Consider the following 22,672-nt stretch of genomic DNA (forward strand, 5'->3'; position numbering starts at 1 on the left):
TTAAATTGGAACGGAAGTACAAGTTTCGAGTGGAACGGAAGCGATGGAACTGCTTATGCAGCATTAAACGGAAGAGTAGATATAACTATAACTCCAGTAAATGATGCACCAGTTGCGGTAAATGATACAATAACAACAGATGAAGATAAAGCAGTTAATATAAGTGTTTTAGACAATGATAGTGATATAGATGAAGATTCATTAGAAGTAACAGCTGTAACTCAAGGTTCTCATGGAACAGTAGTTATAAATCCAGATGGAACAGTAAAATATACTCCTGACACAAATTATAATGGTGATGATAGCTTTACCTACACAATAAGTGACGGAAACGGAGGAACAGCTACAGCAACAGTAAATGTAACTGTAAATGCGGTAAATGATGCTCCAACGTCTCCTGATTATAATAGAGTAACTCCATATAATACGTCTGTAAGTGGAACTGTGGTTGGAAGTGATGTAGATAATGATAAACTTACTTATTCTTTAAAAACCAATCCTCAAAATGGATATATATATTTAAATACTAAAGGTGAGTGGATATATACTCCAAAAACAAATTTTGTTGGAACAGATAGCTTTGAAGTACAAGTTAGTGATGGACATGGTGGAACTAGTATTTCAAAAGTTACTGTGACTATAAAAGACAAGCTAACACTTGAGGGAACAGTTACAGATAAAAATAGCAATAAAGTTTTACCCAATACTAAAATTGAGATATATGATTTAAAGGGAAATTTGATTTACTCTACTATAACAGATTCAAAAGGGCACTATATTATAAATAATGTAAAAATGGGACTTTATGAATTTAAAATAGGAAATTCACAATATAATATTCAGACGGAAGATATAGAAGTAAAACCATCAAGTGAAACTGAATATACAATGAACAGAAGTTTTCAGCTTGATAAACAAGTTACTTATTCATTGAAGCTTGAAGCAAATCCAGTTACTATAATTGGAGATGGAAAGTCCACATCAATGTTAATTGCAAAAATAGTAGATAGTAACAATAAGCCCGTAGTAAATACTAAAGTTGTTTTTTCAGCAGAAATAGGAAGTTTCCCTAACGGTAATGAAGCTATGACAGATGACAATGGTATAGCTAGAGTTATAATAAAGTCAGCAAAGATTGATGGAACAGAAAGCAGAAGAATACCTGTAACTGCTACTGTTGATGACTCATCTAAAAATCTACATGCATCTGATAGAATATATATTACATTTGAGCCTGGAATAATAGATGGCGTTGTTGTAGATAATGAGAGTGGACTTCCAATATCAGGAGCTGTAGTTGAAGCAAGTAAGGATTTTGATGGGGATGGAATAACAGATTTTTATACTAAGATAATTACAGGAACAGATGGAAAGTATAGTATTGCTATTCCTAAGGGAAATATGCAGTATAATATCACAATAACTAAGCCGGTAAAAGTCGGAAATGAAACTGTTCAAGTAACGTATAAGCAAAATGGATATGCTGGAGAGGTAACAGGAGCAGGAAATGAAGCTTACGCTTCTGTAAACACAGCTGCGGGTATAGTTTTAATGAAGGATACTGAAGGAGATACTGCTTTCCTTAATGACTATTCTAAATTTACACTAGATGTAGTGAATAAGAGTGATTTGTCAGATATATTAAAAGGAAACAAAGCGTTAGAAACTATAAAAGGAATCAATGTTAATCTAAGTGATAAAGGTGTCTTTAATGCTGAAGGTCTGGAAAAGGGAAAAGACTATACTTTAGCTATAAGTTATGCTTTACCAGATGGTACAAAGATAGTAGTTGGAACAATGAATGTTAAAGTTGGGACAGACGGACAGATAAATTTAAGTTCTGCACTTATAGACCCATATGGAACAATTACAGATTCAGTTACCCATAAAATTATAACTGGAGCATATGTTAGACTTTATTATGCAGATACAGAAAGGAATAGAGCATCAGGAAAGGTACCAAATACATTAGTTAATCTCCCTATTATAGAAGGGTTTGATCCAGCTAATAATGAAAATCCTCAACATGGGGATTTAAATGGAAAGTATGCATATATGGTATTCCCTGATACTGATTATTATATAGTTGTGGAGAAAGATGGATATGAAACTTATATTAGTGAAACTATATCAGTAGAAAAAGAAATAGTTAAGAAAGATATAGAAATGGCCTTAAAATTAAAACCTTCAAATCCTAAGCCAATTGAAACTGATGTAAAAAATGTATCAATAGAAAAAACATTACCTAAAACTGGATCAGTAATTGATCTAAATTCATTAGGGGTAATAGGTTTAATTATGTTAGCTTCAGGAGCAGGATTAACTTTGAAGCCTAAAAAGAAAGAATAACAATTTCAAATAGTACTCTAGATTAAATTTCTAGAGTACTATTTTTATATAAAAAATAATGGTAAAAAAATCAAAAAATGTTGCAAATATCGAGTATCGATAATATAATAATATTATCGATACTCGATATTAAAGAGGTGATAACAAATGGCAAGAGAACAGCTTCAGACTCTGACTGAACCAATGTACTATATATTGATGGCTTTGCTTAAAGAAAGATGTGGGGTAGACATCATGGAAGCTGTATTAGAAATATCTAATGGTCGTGTTAAGGTTGGACCAGGGACTTTATACGCTCTCCTTGGAAAGTTTGAAAAGGAAAATATAATAATGGAGACAGAAGTTCAAGGTAGAAAAAGAAGTTATATAATTACGGATAAAGGCAAGGAGATACTTGTAGAGGAATATAAAAGATTAGTTACTATGGTGAATGATGGGTTATCAAATATGGAGGGAGAACTATGAGAAATAAAAAAACTGTTGTTTTTCTTTATGAAGCATATGAATGTTCTGCATTAGAAGAATACTTTGAAGCTATGGCTGAATCAGGATGGTTAATTAAATCTATAAGCAGACCATTTCTAAAATTTGAAAAAATAGAACCTAAAAAACTAAAGTTTTCAGTTGATATATTAAATAAGATTTCGTCTTATGATCCAGATGACAGTGATGATGCATTAGATTACAGAGAATACTGCGAAGCTGCTGGATGGAAATATGTATGCCAAGATAAAAAAATTCAAGTGTTCTATACTGAAGATTATAACTCGACGATAGATATCCAGACAGATGAGGGAGAGAAGTTTAAGTCGGTGGTTAAGGCATCAATGGGGAATGTGTTTTCATATCTTTTTCTTGTGTTGCTTTGGGTATTAAATGTAAAAATGTTATTCATAGGCGATATAAGCTATGCACTAACATCTAATTTTAGCTTCTTTGCATCGGTGGGTATATGTATTTTTATATTTATATATAGCAGTAAAATAATAAGTTTCATAATTTGGTTCTTTAAGGCAAGGAAACAAGTAAAAGAACATAAATCTATACCTTATAATAACTATAAACAATTGAGAAGGAAGAATATTTTATTAAACTCTTATATGGTAATTTGGTTAGGGCTTTTTTTATATTTATCAATTCTTGATGAAACTAAATATAAGAATGGGAATATTACTTTCTTAGTTTTAATGATATCAGTAGTTATAATATCCGTATTTGTGGCGAGATATATTAGAAAGAAAAAATACTCTAGACAAACTAATATTACTTTAGCAATAGGTGGAGGTTTTGCAGCAGTATTTATAGGACTAATACTAGTAGGAATAACAATTTCAACATCTTTATTAAGTGAAGACAATATAAATGAAAGAGCAAAAACCAAGAGTAACCTTACAATTAGTGATTTTGGATATAAGGAAAATGAGAGTGATTTTTATGGGGATTATCAGAGGAGTTTACTTGCAGAACGAGTACGTTACTCAAATAGTGATGAAAACAATAGCTTGGGCTATACAGTTCTAAGTAGTAAGTATCCTTGGATTGTTGAGTTACAAGAAAATAGGATAGTAGAGTGGGTTAGTGGATTTGAAGAGGATTTAAAAATAAGAAATACGAGCCTACCAAGTAATGTTAAGGTTTATTCTGATGAGAAAAATGAAGCATATATATTTGTAACCCCAAGTAAGGTGATTGATATGCATACCAATCTTTCTAGTATTGATAAAGACGAGTTTTTAGATGTAGTATATGAGAAACTGTTAAAGGAGAACTAGGGGATGAGAAATAAAAAGAAGGTTTATTTTGATTATGAAGCATATGAATGCTCTGCATTAGAAGAATATTTTGAAGCTATGGCTGAATCAGGATGGTTAATTAAATCTATAAACAGACCATTTTTAAGCTTTGAAAAAATAGAACCTAAGAAGCTAAAGTTTTCAGTTGATATATTAAATAAAATCTCAAAATATGATCCCGATGACAGTTATGATGCATTAGATTACAGAGAGTACTGCGAAGTTGCTGGATGGAAATATGTATGCCAAGATAATAAGATTCAAGTTTTTTATACTGAGGATTATAATTCGACTATAGACATTCATACGGATGAGAGTGAGAAGTTTAAATCAGTGGTTAAAGCTTCATTAGGCTATATGATTTTATATCTTTTTCTTGTGTTTGTATGGGGACTTAATATAAAAATGCAGTTCAGTTCAGACATCAGTTATGAAGCAACATCTAATTTTTCTTTGTTTTCATTACTTTTAATGTTTAGCTTAATATTAATATACTCTACTAAACCAATTAGCTTTATTATATGGGCCTTAAAATCAAGAAAAAGAATAAGAGAGAATAAATCTATAAAATATAATAATTATAAGCAATTAAGATTAAAAAATATTTTCATATCTTCAATTACAGTAATTTATTGTGTACTATTTGCAGTATTTATCCTTAATGATGATAATGTGCCTAGAAGTGCTGCTGTAGTATCTTTAATACTAATCTTCGGTGTAGTTATAGGTACTGTATTTGTTACTAGATATATTAGAAAGAAGAGATATTCTAGACAAACTAATATTACCTTAGCTATAGGCGGAAGCTTTGCATATATATTTATATTTTTAGCCATTACTGGAGTGATGCTTACATTTGATACATTAGATTATGGTGATAGAAATAAAGTTCCAGAGGATAAAATTGAACTTACCATTAATGATTTGGGATATGAGGAAGATAACTATAGTTTGTATGTTGATTACAGTAAAAGTATGGTTGCTGAAAAATTAATGTATCTTACTTCTAGTAATGAGGATGATGGATTAGATTATACCTTGTTTAAAAGTAAGTACAGTTTTTTAATTAAGCTTCAAGAAAAAAGTTTGGTAAAGCGAATTGGTAAAATTATGGATGACCTAGAGTTGGTGGACTCTAATCTTCCAAAAGATATTAATGTATATACCTATAGAAATGAAGAGGCATATATATTTGTGTCAAAGGATAAAGTATTGCAAATAGATGTTGATTTTAAAGATATGAACAAAGATACATTTATAGATAGAGTATATGAGAAACTGTTAAAGGAGAATTAGGGTATGAGAAATAAAAAAACAACTTTATTTATATATTCTCCTTATGAGTGTTCAGCAGTAGAGGAATATCTAGAGATAATGGCGGAAAAGGGATGGATGATAGAATCACTAAGAAAACCCTTCTTTAAATTTAAGAGAATAGAACCTAGGAGATTAAAATTTTCAGTTGATATATTTGAAGGGATTTCGACTCTTGATCCAAGAAATAGTGAAAAAGCTTTAGACTATAGAGAGTATTGTGAAGCTGCTGGTTGGGAATATGTATGTCAACAGGACAAAATTCAAGTTTTTTATACTGAGGATTATGATAAAACTATTGATATAAAGACTGATAATAATGAAAAGTTTAAGGCTATAGTTAAATCATCTTTGTCGGGATTATCAAATACATTATTTATTGCAATTTTAGCTATTTTGAATATTTGTATACAAGCATTTTTTAATTTTGATGGTATGCTCACTTCAAATATTGGCGTACTTGCAGTAATTTTGACTATTGCTTTTATTATTTATAACTTTATAAGCTTGGCAAGTCTCTCTAAATGGGCTATAAAAACCAAAAGGGTATTAGAGGATGGTAGATATATAGAATATAATACCTACAAACAATTAAAAACCAAAAATTTTTTTATAAAATTATATGCTATTTTGATTGGCTTAGGGGTTCCGTTATTTATGATATTTGAAAAGAATGGAGATAAAACTGTAAATGTTGTTACGGCGATAGCTTTTATAGTTGTAATTATTCTTCTAAGAGGGGTTCAATATATTAAGGATAATGAGAGATTTTCTAAGAGTACTAATGTTGTACTTAGAATTGGGGCAGGAGCTCTTACAGTGGTTATTACTTTAGCATTTTTTGTGGGGCTAGTGGTTTTGGTTATAAGTAGACTTGATGAGCAGAAAAATATAACTGAAGATTTTAAGCTTAGAATAAGTGATTTTGGATATGAAGAGTATGATGATAGATTAATATCCTACACTAACTCAAGTATAGTAGCTGAGAACTTAAAGTATAATTATGGAGATTTATTAGATTATACAGTTTTTCATAGCAATTATAGATTAGCTATTAAATCACATGAAGTTTGGCTAAAGAATAAGTTAAAGAAATTTGACCTAGAGCTTATGGATACTAGCCTTCCTAAAGAGGTTAAAGTTTATGGGAATGAAGGTAGGACAAGATATATAATTTCTTCAGATAATAGGGTTTTAGAATTGTACAATAGGATGAAAACAGATGATGAGGGTGAGTTTTTAGATATAGTATATGAGAAGTTATTAAAGGAGAATTAGGGATGAAGGAGATAAAGACAAGGTATTTTAACTTTGAGCCTTATGAGTGTTTAGCTGTAGAAGAATACCTCGAGATGATGGCAAAACAAGGATGGTTATTAGATACAATAAACAGACCATTTTTTAGATTTAAAAGAATAGAGCCTCAAAACTTAAGATTTTATGTAGATATACCTAATGTGAGGGAAGATAGACTTGGAGATTATATAGAGTATTGCAGAGCCGCTGGGTGGAGGTATTTAGATAAACTAGAGAGCAATTTTATATTTTATGCCGAGGATAATGATAAGACAATAGATATTCATACAGACCAAAATGAAAAGTTTAGGGTGGTTTCTAAAATGTCCTTATCAAATATTGTTCTACGAGTAATATCAATATTAATATATGCTTTTTGGGTTTATATGTGTTTATTTGTGATGGATGATTTTTTGACTTCTAATTTATCTATAATAACCGTTTTAACAATGACCGTTGGTGGAATTAACAGTACTATTAAAGTAATTAATTTTTTCTTATGGAGAGTAAAAGCAAAAAGAAGTTTAACCCAAAACGAATTTATGCCCTACAATAATTATAAACAGCTAAAAAGGAAAAATATATTTTCTAACCTAGGTGTTTTTGGTTTAATTTTCTTTAGCTTTTTAGCTGTTATTAATGAAAATATACACAATACAAAAGCCCTATCTATATTTTTTATATCACTAGCAGTATTTGCGATATTTATGGGAGGTATTATATATCTTTTTAACTCCAAAAAATATTATAAGTATTCTAATGGAATATTGATTTTAGGATATTCAGTAGCAGTTGTTTATATTATAGGAGCAACAATTTCTTTAGGGTCGGTTTCAATGATTGAAAAATTAACTGGGGTAAAACAGGTTAAAATGAGCATTGAGGATTTTGGATATAAACAAGAGAAAGATCCATTTAATGTGTATGATAAAAGTATAATAGCTGAAAAGCTAGATTATAGTTATCATGGGGATGAAAATAGTTTTAGTTATACATCCTTTAAAAGCAAGTATTTTACGGCTATTAAGTTTCAGGAATTAAAGGTTATAAAAAGGGAAGCGAAGTATGGAAGCGATTTAAAGTTAAAGAAAACTAAACTTCCTGAGGACATTCGAGTTTATAGCGATGATGAGAAAAAATCTTATCTGGTGGGGTCAGAAGATAGAGTAATAGATATAAGAAAAGAAATGGACAACATTGATGAAGATGAATTTCTTGATAAGATTTATGAAAAGCTAATATTAGAATAAACATTAAAAGCTCTTGCAAGATTAATTTAAGTTGCAAGAGCTTTTAATTAATTTAGTTATTCTTATTTCCCCAAGTTTCAAAGTGGATATTGTCCTCATTAAACCTGTCAGTTGTGGCTCTATTTTCATCAGGATACCCGATAGAAATAACAGCCAAAGGAGTAATAGTTTCTGGAAGATTAAAAATTTTCTTTAATCCATTAACTCTGCCTTCTTCTGGATAAATTCCAAGCCAAACTCCACCAAGACCAATTTCCTCAGCTCTTAAAAGTATGTTTTCTGTAGCAGCAGAACAATCTTGAACCCAATATCCAGGGAACTTTTCTTTATCCTTATTACCACATACTATTATTGCAACAGAAGCTGTTTTTAATGGAGTAGAATATTTACTGATTTTCATTATTTCTTCAAAAGTATCTTTATTTCTAACAACTATGAAATCCCAAGGTTGAGAATTGCCAGCAGAAGGAGCAGCCATAGCAGCTTTTAATAAATCTTTAACTTGGTCGTCACTTACCTGGTCATTAGTATATTTTCTAATGCTTTTTCTGTTATAAATTATACTCATGGGTAAATCTCCTTTTTAAATAGATTATTTATTTTATGTTATCATATAGGCTATATTGCATTCAAATATGAGTATTTGTATTTTTACTCTGTTAGAACTAGTTTTGATAGATAGAGACAAATTTATTCCTAGAGGTATCTATAATTAAAATAAAGGAGCTTAGTGAAGTATCTGCAAGACTTCTATATCAATATGGGTAAAAGGAATTTGATGCAGTCACTGCGTGACATGCTACAGTAATAAGGTGTATAATTTAGTTAATAAATACAGTTTTGGGAAAGAGGAAATATGACAAGCAGGGACTACTAAATACGGGGATATAGTAATATATGAGAGGAGATTGCAATTATGGATATAAATAGATATTTGAAGTTTGCAGAATCACTAAAACTTGTAAGAAATGAAGTTCTTGAGGATGAGAAGTCGAGTAGCATTATTAATGAAATTTATACAGATTTATTACCTCAGAATGGAGTTATTAATAAGGTTAATTTACCTAGAACAACGATTTTGGTTGGCCGTAAGGGAACAGGAAAATCTACTATTTTTCAAAAGTCGATGAAAGATATTGGTAGTGATAAAAAGATAATAACTTTATATATAGATGTAAAAACACTGTATGAGAATTCGACACCAACAATTTCAACTACTTCACAAACTATAGTACCCCCAGAAGAGTTGATAAAATATTTTATCTATAAGAGTTTTATAAATGAAATTATCATAGAAACAAAAGATAAACTAAAGACTAAATTGGATAAAAGTTTTATAAGAACTGTTCTTGGGTTAGATGAAGAAAAATATTTAGAAATTGAAGAAGAACTTGAAAATATACAAGAATCAATTGATGAAGTATTTAAAAAAATAGATGTCTCATTATTAACTAATATAGGTAATACAATAGAAGATAACAGTGAAGAAAAATGCAAAGGGGATGTAGAGTTATCTAAAACACCTAAAATTACTTTAGGTGGTGAAGGAGCTACAAAAAAATCAATAAAACAAGAGTTTAATAATACATTTATTACTTATCTAGATATAAAAAAATGCTTAATAGAAAATCTATTAAGAATAAGATCTATTTTGAGCTTAAAATACCTATACATCTATTTAGATGATTATTCAGAAATAGATGAGGAAGCACAAAAGTTGTTTATGGATTGGTTTATTGCACCATTAAATAATTTGGCAGATAATTTTATTAAGTTCAAGATAGCTACATATCCTAAACGATTTTATTATGGTAAGTTAGACAGTCAAAAATTTGATGAAATATCACTTGATTTCTTTGAGGCTTTTTATACTTTCAAGAATATATCAAAAATGGAAGAGCTGGCATTAGATTATACTAAAAGATTAATTAATAATAGAGTGAAAGTATTCTTAGGAGATGAAGGATTAAGCAATTATTTCGATATTAAAGATAATGAATTATACGAGTTACTTTTTGATTTATCAATGAATATACCAAGAAAGATGGGATATATTTTATCATATTGTTACGAATCAAATTTAATTCATGGAAATAAGATTACAAAAGCATCATTAGGAAATGCTGCAGTGAGATATTATGATGAAGTTATTAAAAAGTATTTTGAATCTAATCCATACATATTAAGACCATTTACTGATAGAGTTTCTATTGAAAATCAGAAGGATTTAATAAATAAAATTGTTAAGCAACAAGTTGCTAATAAACTTAGTATAGCAAAGTCTTCTGCAAAATTGTTTAAGGTTGAGGGTCAGCCTGCTAGTCATTTTGTTGTAAGTAATGAGCTTAGTCAGTTACTTGATAATCTTGAACTAAATGGTTATATATCAACTTATAATAAGATAAATGACAAGAACAATATACCTTCGACATTGTTTTCAATTGACTACGGTTTATGTAGAAAGAACAATATAAATTATGGGAGACCTAAGGATTCAGAGTTCAGAAAATATTATAATGATACTAGGTTTAATTTTAATAATTTAGTTAGAAATCATTTTAATGAGACACAGATATTACAATGTGAAAAAGGGCATGAATTTGCATTTGAACTATTAGAGCAATTTAAAAAGTTTTCAAATATGAATTGTCCTACGTGCCTAGGTGAACAAATTTTCTCAAAAGTTAATATAGTAGTTTCAAATAAGGAGTTAATTGAACGAATAATGGAGGTAGAGAAAACTACTACTGTTTTATCAGATGTGAATGAATATAACTTGCTGGATTGCTTAAAAAGAGCTCATCCAAGATCAATGTCTAGTACTGATATAGCTGTGGAAATTGACTGTTCTTGGCAATTTGTTAATAAAAGAGCTGATAAGTTGATTGAGAAAGCTTTAATTGAAATTGATGATAGTAGAAGTAACAAAAAGAGATACTACAGAATAACTAGGAAGGCAAGGGACTTAATATTTACTAAAGAGAATGATGCTAAAGAGAACATAGCTGCTACATTAGAATAAAGCAATAATTGGTTAATATATAATTATTTTGATTATAAAATGATTCTATTAACTTTCAGATACCTCAATCATCTCAAATAATATAAATAATAAAAGCCTCAATAACAAGATGGTATTAAGGCAAGATAATATTCAATAGTTGAGTTTGTAGTTCCAGGCTATGATTACGGAATGATGGTTGAGGGAGATAAAGGAACATTAACTTTTCAAGGGACTAGATTTAAAGGGGTTGTTAGGGAATTTTAGACGTAGAAGCAGAAGGAGGATTTTATGAAACTATTAGTTTTAGGGGGAAGCGAGTTTGTAAGTAAAGCTTTGGCAAAGTATCTTATAGCTAAAGGATATAGTGTTGATATACTTACAAGAGGGATAAAGAGTTTAGGTTATGATGGTTATAAAAAACATATTATATGCGATAGAAAAGATATTAATAATATGAAAAGTCAGTTAAATGATGAAGTATATGACTATGTTTTTGATATATCAGCATATACAGAAGAGGATACAAAGATAGCTTTAGAAGCCATAAATAAAGAAAAATTGAAAAAGTATATTTTCTGCTCAAGCGGTGCTGTATACAAGCCATCTAATGATATAGTAAATGAGTATTTTACCAAAGGAGAAAATCCGTTTTGGGGACAATATGGATTAGATAAAAAAGCTGCTGAGGACTATATAATAAATAGCGGAATAAATTATTGTATTTTAAGACCTACTTATATTTATGGAGAAGGTAATAATCTATATAGGGAGTCCTATTTCTTTGATAGGATATTAAATAAAAAGTTTATACAGGTACCTTCTGGAGATGAAGTAAGAACTCAGTTTCTTCATATAGATGATTTGGTTAGAATATTTGAAAGTGCAATGTATTCTAATGAAAGTAATGAAATCTACAATGTAACAAATGATGAGATAGTAACATGGAAAGAATATATAAATATCTGTGGAGAAGTAATAGGAGAACAACCTATAATTAAAGAGGTACACAGTTCAAAATCTATACATGAGGTTAGAACCTATTTTCCATTTAGGAATACTACATATACTCTAAGTATAGACAAGCTAAAAAGTAGTAGCCTTCATGTACCTAAGATAGGATTAAAAGAAGGGCTTGAGAAAACTTTCAAATGGTACAAAGAGAATGATATTAAATTGGAAGATAAAAAGATGATAAATGTTGATAATTTATTGGAATAAATTTTATTGAAAAAGTTCTACTTCTTTAAGAGATGGAGAACTTTTTTATTTTTAAAAAATTTAATTGGTATCTAAAGTAAGTCGAGGAATAAATTTTATGCACTTAAATTGAGTACAATGTGATAATATATATACATACAATAAATATATTGCTTATGTATATATGAAAAACATTGATTGTGTGCATATAAAAAATACAGAAGGTGAAAAAATGATTGATATAAATTATAAAGGATTAACAGGAAAAGTTGTAACGAATAAGAGTACTTCTTATGATGAGGATAGACAAGCTTGGAATAGGGCAATAGAAAGGCATCCACTAGTTATTGTTTATTGTTACGAGACGGAAGATGTTATAAATGCAGTAAGATGGGCTAGAGAAAAGTCCTTAGATATAAGAATAAGGTCAGGAGCACATCATTATGAGGGATATTCAACTGGGGATGGTGTAGTAGTTATAGACGTTAGTCAAATGCAACAGATAAATATAGATGAAGAAAATAAGATTGTAAAAATAGCTGGTGGTGTTAGAAATAGAGAGATATATGAAGCATTAGGAGAAAAAGAGTATCCTTTTCCAGGGGGAGGATGTCCTACAGTTGGAGTTACTGGTTTAGTTTTAGGTGGAGGCTGGGGATATTCTAGCAGACTTTTTGGATTAGCTTCGGATAGTTTAATTGAACTAGAGATGGTTGATTATAAGGGCGATTTAATAATTGCAAATGAATCTATAAATGAAGATTTATTTTGGGCTTGCAGAGGTAGTGGTGGTGGAAACTTTGGAATAGTTGTCAGTATGACCTTTGCACTTTCAGAAAAAAGAAAGATGACCACCCTAATAAATATAGAGTATTTACATATAACAAAAGAAGAAAATATAAAGATTATTGAGGTTTTGCAAAACTCATTTAAAACTTGGGGAAGAAATATCAATATAAAAACAGCCATATATAACTCTAAAGAAAAAGGAAGAGGAGTAAAAATTACAGGTTTGATGCATGGAAGTCTAGAAGAGACAAACATAGCATTAAAGGATTTTAAAAATATTTCAGATAAAGCTATTTTTAAGTTAGAACATATGCCTTTATTAGAAGCAAATAGAGTAATACAGGATAGTCATCCTGATTTTGAAAAATACAAGTCTACAGGAAGATTTGTATATAAAGATTATAGCAGGGAAGAGATTGAAAAAATTATAGAAACTGTTGAGAATGTAGCAGAAGGTTCAACTTATGCGGCTATTTCCTTTTATGGGTTAGGTGGAGCTGTAGAAGATAAAGATAAACAAAGCACAGCATTTTATTACAGAGATGCAAAGTTTATAATGGGAATTCAATCCGTCTGGGAAGAAGATAAGTATTCTGAGGAAAATAAGAGTTGGATCATAGATAGGTTTGAATTCATAAAAACTATAACTCAAGGTTCATACATAAACTTTCCTTTGGGGGAACTTGAGGATTATGAAACAGAGTATTATGGAGAGAATAAGTACAAGCTTAAGGAAGTAAAGGCAAAATATGATCCTTATAATATATTTACTTTTAAACAGGGAATCCAAATAGAAAAAGAACAGTTATCAAATTGTATATAGAGATACGTAATTTAGCATCAACTTTAAGAGTTGGTGCTTTTGTTTTGTAGTCAAAAGATTTTCAAATTATGAAACTTTGAGTTTTATTATAGTGATAATTAAAGCATAATGGTAAAATTTATATTAAGGGTAATAATATATTCAAAGGAGATGAAGGGAATGACAAAAGAAACAAAGAATATAATTCCAGAGAACTTTATGTGGGGAGGAGCAGTTACATCTTTTCAGAGTGAAGGAGCTTGGAATGAAGGTGGAAAAGGAGTATCAATAGTTGATACCAGAGAGATTAAGGAAGGCTTTTCTGATTGGAAGGTAGCAGTTGATTTTTACCACAAATATAAAGAAGATATAGCACTTTTTAAGGAATTAGGTATAAATACTTATCGTACCAGCATTTCTTGGAGCAGAATATTTCCAGAGGGTGAAGGGGACGTTAACGAAGAAGGAATAGAATTTTATAATAAAATATTTGATGAATTGCTTGCAAATGGAATACAACCTGTTATAACTTTATACCATTTTGATATTCCAAAAGCTTTAGCAGATAAATATAACGGTTTTGCATCAAGGAAAGTTGTAGATTTGTTTGAAAACTACGCTAGAACAGTATTTGAAAGATTTAAAGATAAGGTTAAATATTGGATTACTTTTAATGAGCAAAACCTAGTTCTTATGCATTTACAAGCATGGGGAGCTACTCCTAAAGAGGGAGATAACATAGAAGAGTTTTCTTTTCAAGTGTGTCATAATGTTTTTATAGCTCATGCAAAAGCAACTAAAGCACTTCATGAAATCATACCAGATGGTAAAATGGGTGGAATGGTTACATATCTAACCATGTATCCAAATAGCTGCAAACCAGAGGATGCCTTAGCAACATTAAAGGCTAAGGAATTATTTAATGATTTATATTTTGATGTTTTTGCAAATGGAGAATATCCATCTTACGTAACTAGTAGTTTGAAAAAGAAAAATATAATGCCTGTATTTGAAGCTGGTGATGAAGAACTATTAAAAGAAAATACTGTTGATTATTTAACTTTTAGCTATTATCAAAGCCAAACTGTTAAGTTTGTTGGAGAAAGCCCAGAAGAGGTAATGAAGGGCATGGTACCAAATCCAACTCTAAAAGCAAATGAATGGGGATGGTCTATAGATCCTATAGGGATTAGAGTAGCATTAAAAGAAATATATGCACGCTATAGAATGCCTATATTTATTACTGAAAATGGAATTGGCGTTAGAGAAGAATTAAATGAAAATAATACTGTAGAAGATGATTATAGAATAGATTATTTAAAGGCTCATATTGAACAGATGAAGCTTGCAATGGAAGAGGGCGTAGAGGTTATAGGATATCTAATGTGGGGATGTACAGATATACTAAGCTCTCAAGGAGAAATGAAAAAAAGATATGGGGTTATTTTTGTAAACCGTGATGAAACAGATTTAAAAGACTTAAAAAGGTATAAGAAAAAGAGCTTTAACTGGTTTAAGAAAGTAATAGAAAGTAATGGAGAAATTCTGTAGTTCTGCTAAAATAATAGGTAGAGGTGATATAAAATGATAAAACATATAGTAACTTGGAAATTAAAAGAGGAAGCTGAAGGAAATACCAAAGTAGAAAATGCTAAAAAGATAAAAGAGATTCTTGAAGCTTTAGATGGAAAGATAGAGACACTAAAGGCTATTGAAGTTGGAATTAATTTTAATGATAGTACGCAAGCTTATGATGTAGTTTTATATTCTGAGTTTGATACAGTAGAAGGACTAAACATTTATCAAAATCATCCAGAACACGTTAAAGCTGGTACCTTTATAAAGGCAGTTGTAACTGATAGAATAGTAGTAGATTATGAAGTATAATTAATTATAAGAGCACGATAGTTTAAAAGCTAAGTGCTCTTTAATTTATACCAGAATTAAGGAGAAAATTATGAGATTTATTGAGGATATAAAAAACTATAAACCCAACAATGAACAAGAAGAAAAAGATAAAAAGCTGATAGAATATTATATAGATAATTTTAAGGACATTCTTACAAGAGAAAATGAATTAGCTCACTTAACAAGTTCAGCTTTTATACTAAATAAGGATAAAAGTAAAGTTCTTATGATTTATCATAATATTTATGATTCATGGGCATGGACAGGTGGTCATGCAGATGGTGAAGAAGACTTGTTAGCTGTAGCACTAAAAGAAGCAAAAGAAGAGACTGGAATTAAAAAGGTAAGACCTATAACTTCAGATATATTTTCTCTAGAAATTTTACCTGTAGCAGGTCATTATAAGAGAGGAAAGTATGTATCTGCGCATCTTCATTTATCAGTGACCTACTTACTAGAATCAGATGAAAATGAAGAGCTTATTATAAAACCTGATGAAAACAGTGGAGTAAAATGGATTCCTATAGACGAAGTGGCTAAGGTATCTAATGAATCTCATATGAGAGTGATTTATGAGAAGATAATTTCTAAGATAAGGGATGTTTATAAGTAGCAAGAAAATAGCAAGTAGCTTTATGGTAAGTTACTTGCTATTTTCTTATTTAAGTAATTTAGAAATGAAGTTTTTTCTTTCTCATTTAAAAAAGCTGTTAGTGGAATGGGAATTCCATCAGCACTATCTATAAAAATAAAAACATATTCGTTAGTTTCTGAGACTTTATTTATTAATGAGTATTTAATTTTACTTTGGGATCTATTAGTTTTTAAAGTAATTTCATTTTCTTCTAGAGATAAAGTAGTTTCTATATCAAAAGTATCTTTGTTACTCTCACTTAATCTTTTTGAGTAATAAATCTTTCTAACAAATCTAAATATAAGGACTAATATAAATGTTTCTATTAGACCTCCTCCTACTAAAATTAATAGATAAAATAAATTACCAGCAAAGTATCGGTTAGTTATAGCTAAATATAACCAAAGTGAAAAGGAAATAATTGCTGCTAGGAAAAAAATAGATTTAACACTTTTTTTGTGAAGATTGGAATTACTCCATGAATAAAAATCCATGTCCACCAAATGCTTTTTAGTATTTATAAAATTCAATACCATGATAATATCCCCTAATCATATTTTTTATGAGTATTTATATATTGTAAAAAATTATTCAAATCTTCAGAATTGCTAAAAGAATTTTTAGGAACTACTATAACCTTCATAGAATTAAGAAAAATAATAATCTGATTATCTGTAGAGGAAACCTTATCGATAGAGTCCCAATTAATCTTAGTCTCTACATCAACGCTATTTTTAAGAATCCCGCTTTCATCTATTATTAAGTTTTGTTCTGTATCTATAAGTCTACTGTAATTTTTTTCTGCTAGTTTTTTGTAAGATTTTCTTAGTTGAGCAAAGAAAATCTTAGGATAAATTGCAAACCATATTATAGAGAAAAATATAGTAAGTGTCATAAATAGAGTATTTGAGCGAAGAATAATTGCAATTAAGAATATTAGCATAGAACTTATTAAACGTATAGATTGAAAATATCTTTTAGATGATTGTGAGTGATTGAACGCATACAGATTAGTTTCAATAAAATCCTCTTTAGTATTTTTATATTTTATTTCCATTACTATCATCTCCTTTCAATTATACTTTCTAAAGAGCCTTTAAGGTTTTTGTCACAGCTCCGCTTTCTTTATACATTTTAAGCCAAAGTTCATAATTTGGATCATCCTCAGGAATAGGAACTCCTGTGGTGCTTCCAATAACATAGGGGATTCCTTTTGCTTCAAAGTTTCTTTTTCCTCCAGGTATTGTATCAAAAGTTTCTTCGTATAAGCCAGGACCTTTTTTTATTACAGCAAACAATAATCCATAATAATTATTTGTACTATTTGGTGATTTTACTGCTACATATAGTCCACTAGCATCCTCTTTAACAGTATATTTATCTTTCCAACTAGCAGGGAAAGTTATGGAGAAACCAAAACTGTTATTTGTGTATACCTGAGGTTCAGCTGTTTCAACTTTAGGAGGAGCAGCTGGAGTTTGGGTAGCAGGTTTTGGAGTTTTAGGTTTTTCAGTAGAAGTATTTTTGTTTGATTCTTTAGGTTGACTATTGTTTGTGTTAGTTTGGTTATTCGAGCTAGCTTTAGGTTTTTCTTCAGAACTTTTATTTTCTGATTGAGTAGTTGAGTTATTTTCCTGAGAAGAATCATCTTCTGTTGTAGTATCTTCTTTTATGTCATCACTAGTCTCTTCAGTTATACTCTGTTGAGATTCAGTAGGGTTTTCTGAGGTATCCTTAGGTTCTTTATTATTACAACTAACAATAGATAAAGTAAGAGCTGTAATTATAGCAGCAATAAGCAATTTAGTATTTTTCATAAAATCTCCTTTCTTTTGTAAGCGATAATTCAATTAAAAGTTTTGGCTTTATAATTATTATAAAATAACAGGAATTAAAATACAAATTTGCAACTATAAACCCAAATGTAATAGTTAGTAACTATAGATGAATCTCTGAGGGATAAGATTATTAAGGGGTATTAAGAATTTTAATACCCCTATTTTTCATGTCTATAAATTTAATACAAATAAAGTTATATGATGTAACTGGGTAGGTGAATTTGATGGAGCTTGAGGGGAAGCTCCTACAGTGCAGAAGTGCACTGCTATTCGGTAGACACGCACTTCTGATCTGTATAAGGCGTTCCTCAGCCTTTATTAGAATCAGTCTATTTCTCAGCGTCAGTCTAATCATTTAATGAGATAAAGTTAAGAGGAATTGATGAGACTTGGGAAGAAGTCTCTACAGTATAAAAGTTAGATGGATTTGATGGAGCTTGGGAAGAAGCTCCTACAGTATAAAAGTGCATACTTAATTATCTAAGTAAGTAATTAGATAAGTAATTAATTAGGTAAGTGGGTAATTGGATAATTAGGTAAGCAAATAATTAGGTAATTAGATAAGCAAGTAATTGGATAATTAGATAATTAGGTAAGTAGTTAATTATCTATGCAGTTAAGATTAATGAAATAATAAGAGGACTAGGATTATTTAATTGTGGTAAAATATAGGTAAATTTGAGAGGTTTAGTAGGAGGGAAGTATGAAGATATATATTAGTGCAGATATTGAGGGGATAACAGGGGTTACTAGTTGGAGTGAAACTGAGAAAGAGCATGGAGATTTTTCAGTTTTTGCAGCTCAGATGACTAAGGAAGTTAAGGCGGCTTGTGAGGGAGCTTATGAAGCTGGAGCAACTGAGATATATGTAAAAGATGCTCATGATAGTGCTAGAAATATTGATATTAATGAGTTACCGGAGTATGTGAAACTTCAGAGTGGATGGGCAGGAGATCCTATGTGTATGGTAAGTGGATTGGATGAAAGTTTTGATGGAGTTATTTTTATAGGATATCATTCAAGAGCAGGTAGTGGAACTAGTCCACTTGCACATACTTTAGATACAGGCATGTCTTATATAAAAATAAATGGAGTTTATGCTAGTGAGTTTTTGATTAATGCTTATGCAGCAGCTCTTCATAATGTTCCAGTTGTATTTGTAAGTGGAGATAAGGGGCTTATAGATGAAGTTAAACAAACAAATGGAAGTATTAAGACTTTATCAGTTAAAGAAGGAGTGGGACAATGCACTATAAATATTCATCCAACTAAAGCTATAAAAGATATTAAAGCTTTAGTTAAGGAAGCCTTAGTGACAGATTATAGTCTATGCAAAATTACTTTGCCAAAAACTTTTAATATAGAGCTAGCTTATGAAAGACATGAAAAAGCATATGGAAATTCTTTTTATCCTGGGGCAAAACTGATTGAACCAAGGGTTATTTCTTATACTACAGATAACTATTATGAAGTTTTAAGATTGTTTCATTTCTTAACTTAGGAGAAGTATATGAATATCAATATACCAAAAGAAAGCAAGGAACAAATTATTAAAATACTTGATTTGTGTAAGAGTAAGTTAAAAGAAAATTTAGTTGGGGTTTATTTGCATGGATCATTAGCCATGGGATGTTTTAATAAAGATAAAAGTGATATAGATATTATAGTAGTAATGAATGAAGCTGCAAATGACAAGGATGGGATAATAAAAGAACTAATGAAAATATCGCTAAAACCATCACCTATTGAAATAAGTTTTCTATTAGAAGATAAACTTAAGAATCCTAATTCAATTTGTCATTATGATTTGCATTATAGTGAGTATTGGAGAGAAAAGTATACGAATATGTTTCTAGAAAACAAAGAGCTAGGAAAGGATATTTTAGAAGATGGAGACTTACCTGCTCACATAAGAGTTATTAATGAAAGAGGAATTAATTTATGGGGAAAAGATAAAGACTTGATTTTCCCTAAGATTAGTAATGAAGAATATCTAAAGTCAATACTCGATGATTTTGAAGATGCTTGGGAGAGTTTTTATAAAAAGCCAGAGTACTATATTTTAAATACTTGTAGAATACTAAATTTTCTAGAGACAAATAAAGTAACATCTAAGAGAGAGGCTGGGGAATGGGCTTTAGATATTTTACCAGTTAGATTTAGGGCTATTATAAAGTCATCATTAGATATTTATGATGGAAGGAAGATGGTTACTAGTTTTAATAATAAGTTAATTGAAAGTTTTTTAGTTTATGCCAATGAGAATATAATGAAGAATCTTGAGGAGAAAAAATATGTATAAAGAAGCTATGTTTATAATCTATGTTAAAGATCAAGAAAAGTCTAAAAAGTTTTATGAGTCACTTTTAAAATTAAGTCCTAGACTTCATGTACCTGGAATGACAGAATTTCAAGTTTCAGAAACAACTGTATTAGGTTTAATGCCAGAAGAAGGTATCGCAAGAATTCTTGGGAGTAAGATAACTCATCCAAAGGAGAGTAATGGTGCGTCTAGGTGTGAGCTTTATTTATATGTAGATAGTCCAGATGAATATTTGGATAGGTTAGTAGAACTAGGTGGTAAAGAAGTAAGTAAAGGTGAAATAAGAAACTGGGGAGACTATGTATCTTATGGATTAGATTTAGATGGACATGTTGTTGCATTCGCTAAAAGAGATTAGATAATAAAAGGATAAATAGACGTAACTATTTATCCTTTTATTGTTTTAAGAATTTGCAAATGATTTTGCGGTATCAAATAAACTGTCATGTTTAACAGCTTTTACGTTAAAGCGTAGTAGTTTAAAAGTATATTGAATAATAAAACCTATTCCAAACACAGATATTATTGTTCCAATACCAACTTTAGCTCCAAGTAACCATCCTATTATTAAGGCAGCCCCTTCAATTCCCCCTCGGATTACCCCTATAGAAACATTGGGAAGACGCTTGCTAAGAGCAATCATAAGAGAATCTCTTGGACCTGAACCAAGTCCTTGTCCTATATAAAAATAACTCCCAAAAGAGATAATAATTTGTCCAACTAAAAGCATTATTAAACCAAAGAAAAAGTTGTCCATAACAGGAATGATTTTTAAACCTAATAAAATATCTGACATTGCCCCGATTAAAACAGTATTTAGGATTGTTCCTAAACCTATCTTTTCTTTAAGTAATACAATAAATATAAGAATACCCACTCCAGTAAGTATCACAACATTTCCATAAGTAATTCCTGTAATATTAGATACCCCCACACTAAAAGCATCCCAAGGAGCAAGTCCAATATTAGCTTGAATTGTTAGCACTACACCTAAAGCAAATAAAAAAAGTCCCCAAATAAGCTTTAGGGTTCTCAAAGATAATTGTTTCATTTTAAAATACCCCCTTGTATTAATTACAATGATTTTAAGTGATTAAGCGAGGATTGTCAAATTTCACTTGAAATTAGTCTATTTAAGTAGACTACTATTCTTAGATAGATTTTCTAAGCCAAATTAAATTATTATTTTTAATAACCATATAACTGGTTAACTGGAAAACCAGAAATACAGAAATCTGGATATCCAGATATCCAGTTAAATGGGGGAAATATTTTATTAGATTCATTTTAAGTATTAAATTATCAGTATCAAAAAATATATGGTAAAATATTAACAAATACTAATATATCTGGAGGGAAGAAAGCTATGATTAAGAAAATCACTAAAGAGATTGTTGATTCTTTTAATGAGATAATAAAGTATTTAGCTAAAAGAGATATTAAAGAGATTTCAAAAGAAGAATTACTTAAGAAATATAATATAGACAAAGTAGATTTATTAATAATATTGGGAAGTGCTATTCCTTATATAGCTGAAGAGGGCGGCAGAGCTTACAAAAATAATTTAGCAAAAGAGATTATGATAGTAGGGGGAATAGGACACTCAACTATATATTTAGAAGAAAACATACTCAATAATTTAAAATATGAAGGTATAGAAGTGAAAAATAGAGCAGAGGCAGATATTCTAAAAGATGTTTTAGTTAAGAAGCTAAGTATAAAAGAGGAAGACATAATTATTGAAAATAAATCTACTAATTGTGGATCTAATGCATATGAAGCCTTTAAAATTATAGAAAAATTAAACAAAAAGCCAAAAATAGTTTTAATTCTTCAAGATCCAACCATGCAGTTAAGAACAGATGAGTGTTTTAAGAAGGAATGGAAGGATGAACAAGTTGAATTTATTAATTATTCTTGTTTTATACCATTAATTAAAGAAGAGAATGGAGTTATGAAGTTTATAGATAATGATATTTATGGGCTTTGGGATATGCACAGATTCATTTCTTTAATTATGGGGGAAATACCTAGGATTAAAGATGACGAAAATGGATATGGACCTAGGGGAAAAGGATTTATAGGTCATGTGGATATTCCTAAAGAAGTTTTGGAGGCCTATGAGATTTTACTTCCTTATTATAGTGAGTATTTGAGATAAAGATTTAAGTCAGG

The 22,672-nt window shown here is 29.8% G+C and carries 22 protein-coding genes; 17 read left to right on the plus strand and 5 right to left on the minus strand.

Features of this window, described 5'->3' with window-relative positions; genetic code table 11:
- From BUA92_RS18775 to BUA92_RS18800, 6 genes are all read left to right on the plus strand, one after another.
- Positions 1 to 2,349: tandem-95 repeat protein (locus BUA92_RS18775; protein WP_175550934.1), on the plus strand; the 2,349-nt coding region annotated here is incomplete at its 5' end.
- A gap of 147 nt (positions 2,350 to 2,496) precedes the next feature.
- The gene (locus BUA92_RS18780) at positions 2,497 to 2,814 is read left to right on the plus strand and encodes a PadR family transcriptional regulator (RefSeq protein ID WP_073022209.1); all 318 of its coding nucleotides are present in this window, start codon (positions 2,497 to 2,499) and stop codon (positions 2,812 to 2,814) included.
- Entirely contained in the window at positions 2,811 to 4,121 is a 1,311-nt protein-coding gene (locus BUA92_RS18785) for a DUF2812 domain-containing protein (protein ID WP_073022210.1), read from the plus strand. Before BUA92_RS18780 ends, BUA92_RS18785 begins: the two co-directional genes overlap by 4 nt.
- 3 nt (positions 4,122 to 4,124) lie before the next feature.
- Positions 4,125 to 5,438: a DUF2812 domain-containing protein gene (locus BUA92_RS18790; RefSeq protein ID WP_073022211.1), complete on the plus strand. Its 1,314-nt coding sequence runs from the start codon at positions 4,125 to 4,127 to the stop codon at positions 5,436 to 5,438.
- A 3-nt stretch (positions 5,439 to 5,441) separates the two neighbouring features.
- Positions 5,442 to 6,734 (plus strand): DUF2812 domain-containing protein, encoded by a 1,293-nt coding sequence (locus BUA92_RS18795; RefSeq protein WP_073022212.1) that lies wholly within the window; start codon positions 5,442 to 5,444, stop codon positions 6,732 to 6,734.
- A gap of 2 nt (positions 6,735 to 6,736) precedes the next feature.
- On the plus strand, positions 6,737 to 8,002 hold the full coding sequence (locus BUA92_RS18800) for a DUF2812 domain-containing protein (protein ID WP_073022213.1): 1,266 nt from the start codon (positions 6,737 to 6,739) through the stop codon (positions 8,000 to 8,002).
- A gap of 52 nt (positions 8,003 to 8,054) precedes the next feature.
- Here the strand turns inward: BUA92_RS18800 and BUA92_RS18805 are convergent, their stop codons facing one another.
- The gene (locus BUA92_RS18805; protein ID WP_073022214.1) at positions 8,055 to 8,570 is read right to left on the minus strand and encodes a nitroreductase family protein; all 516 of its coding nucleotides are present in this window, start codon (positions 8,568 to 8,570) and stop codon (positions 8,055 to 8,057) included.
- 348 nt (positions 8,571 to 8,918) lie between these two features.
- Between BUA92_RS18805 and BUA92_RS18810 the strand changes: the two genes are divergently transcribed.
- From BUA92_RS18810 to BUA92_RS18840, 7 genes are all read left to right on the plus strand, one after another.
- A complete protein-coding gene (locus BUA92_RS18810; RefSeq protein WP_073022215.1) occupies positions 8,919 to 11,024 on the plus strand; it encodes a helix-turn-helix domain-containing protein in 2,106 nt (701 codons plus the stop codon).
- 135 nt (positions 11,025 to 11,159) lie between these two features.
- On the plus strand, positions 11,160 to 11,270 hold the full coding sequence (locus BUA92_RS23880) for a DUF2500 family protein (RefSeq protein ID WP_207650362.1): 111 nt from the start codon (positions 11,160 to 11,162) through the stop codon (positions 11,268 to 11,270).
- Positions 11,271 to 11,294: 24 nt separating this feature from the next.
- Positions 11,295 to 12,224, plus strand: coding sequence for an NAD-dependent epimerase/dehydratase family protein (locus BUA92_RS18820; RefSeq protein ID WP_073022216.1), 930 nt, complete (start codon positions 11,295 to 11,297; stop codon positions 12,222 to 12,224).
- A gap of 211 nt (positions 12,225 to 12,435) precedes the next feature.
- On the plus strand, positions 12,436 to 13,815 hold the full coding sequence (locus tag BUA92_RS18825; RefSeq protein WP_073022217.1) for an FAD-binding oxidoreductase: 1,380 nt from the start codon (positions 12,436 to 12,438) through the stop codon (positions 13,813 to 13,815).
- A gap of 159 nt (positions 13,816 to 13,974) precedes the next feature.
- A complete protein-coding gene (locus BUA92_RS18830) occupies positions 13,975 to 15,345 on the plus strand; it encodes a glycoside hydrolase family 1 protein (RefSeq protein ID WP_073022218.1) in 1,371 nt (456 codons plus the stop codon).
- A 33-nt stretch (positions 15,346 to 15,378) separates the two neighbouring features.
- Positions 15,379 to 15,681 (plus strand): Dabb family protein, encoded by a 303-nt coding sequence (locus BUA92_RS18835; RefSeq protein WP_021803720.1) that lies wholly within the window; start codon positions 15,379 to 15,381, stop codon positions 15,679 to 15,681.
- Positions 15,682 to 15,751: 70 nt separating this feature from the next.
- Entirely contained in the window at positions 15,752 to 16,315 is a 564-nt protein-coding gene (locus BUA92_RS18840) for an NUDIX hydrolase (RefSeq protein ID WP_073022219.1), read from the plus strand.
- A gap of 20 nt (positions 16,316 to 16,335) precedes the next feature.
- On the opposite strand, the gene BUA92_RS18845 is transcribed toward BUA92_RS18840, so the two are convergent.
- The 3 genes from BUA92_RS18845 to BUA92_RS18855 are packed head-to-tail and all read right to left on the minus strand — an operon-like array spanning position 16,336 to position 18,153.
- A complete protein-coding gene (locus BUA92_RS18845) occupies positions 16,336 to 16,872 on the minus strand; it encodes a YcxB family protein (protein WP_073022220.1) in 537 nt (178 codons plus the stop codon).
- A gap of 11 nt (positions 16,873 to 16,883) precedes the next feature.
- On the minus strand, positions 16,884 to 17,393 hold the full coding sequence (locus tag BUA92_RS18850) for a YcxB family protein (RefSeq protein WP_073022221.1): 510 nt from the start codon (positions 17,391 to 17,393) through the stop codon (positions 16,884 to 16,886).
- 28 nt (positions 17,394 to 17,421) lie between these two features.
- Complete coding sequence (locus tag BUA92_RS18855; RefSeq protein ID WP_073022222.1) at positions 17,422 to 18,153, minus strand: hypothetical protein; 732 nt, start codon at positions 18,151 to 18,153, stop codon at positions 17,422 to 17,424.
- A 724-nt stretch (positions 18,154 to 18,877) separates the two neighbouring features.
- Here BUA92_RS18855 and BUA92_RS18860 point away from each other — a divergent pair.
- Genes BUA92_RS18860 through BUA92_RS18870 form a run of 3 tightly spaced genes read left to right on the plus strand, consistent with a single transcriptional unit; the run spans position 18,878 to position 20,855 of the window.
- Complete coding sequence (locus tag BUA92_RS18860) at positions 18,878 to 19,675, plus strand: M55 family metallopeptidase (protein ID WP_073022223.1); 798 nt, start codon at positions 18,878 to 18,880, stop codon at positions 19,673 to 19,675.
- Positions 19,676 to 19,684: 9 nt separating this feature from the next.
- Positions 19,685 to 20,476, plus strand: coding sequence for an aminoglycoside adenylyltransferase domain-containing protein (locus BUA92_RS18865; RefSeq protein WP_073022224.1), 792 nt, complete (start codon positions 19,685 to 19,687; stop codon positions 20,474 to 20,476).
- Complete coding sequence (locus BUA92_RS18870; RefSeq protein ID WP_073022225.1) at positions 20,469 to 20,855, plus strand: VOC family protein; 387 nt, start codon at positions 20,469 to 20,471, stop codon at positions 20,853 to 20,855. The genes BUA92_RS18865 and BUA92_RS18870 overlap by 8 nt, the downstream gene beginning before the upstream one ends.
- A 45-nt stretch (positions 20,856 to 20,900) precedes the next feature.
- On the opposite strand, the gene BUA92_RS18875 is transcribed toward BUA92_RS18870, so the two are convergent.
- Positions 20,901 to 21,548 (minus strand): YczE/YyaS/YitT family protein, encoded by a 648-nt coding sequence (locus tag BUA92_RS18875; RefSeq protein WP_073022226.1) that lies wholly within the window; start codon positions 21,546 to 21,548, stop codon positions 20,901 to 20,903.
- 315 nt (positions 21,549 to 21,863) lie between these two features.
- On the opposite strand from BUA92_RS18875, the gene BUA92_RS18880 reads away from it, so the two are divergent.
- Positions 21,864 to 22,658, plus strand: a complete 795-nt coding sequence (locus BUA92_RS18880; protein WP_073022227.1) for a YdcF family protein — start codon at positions 21,864 to 21,866, stop codon at positions 22,656 to 22,658.
- Positions 22,659 to 22,672 lie beyond the last annotated feature (14 nt).

Source organism: Clostridium intestinale DSM 6191, from assembly GCF_900130055.1.
GTDB classification, from domain to species: domain Bacteria; phylum Bacillota; class Clostridia; order Clostridiales; family Clostridiaceae; genus Clostridium_T; species Clostridium_T intestinale.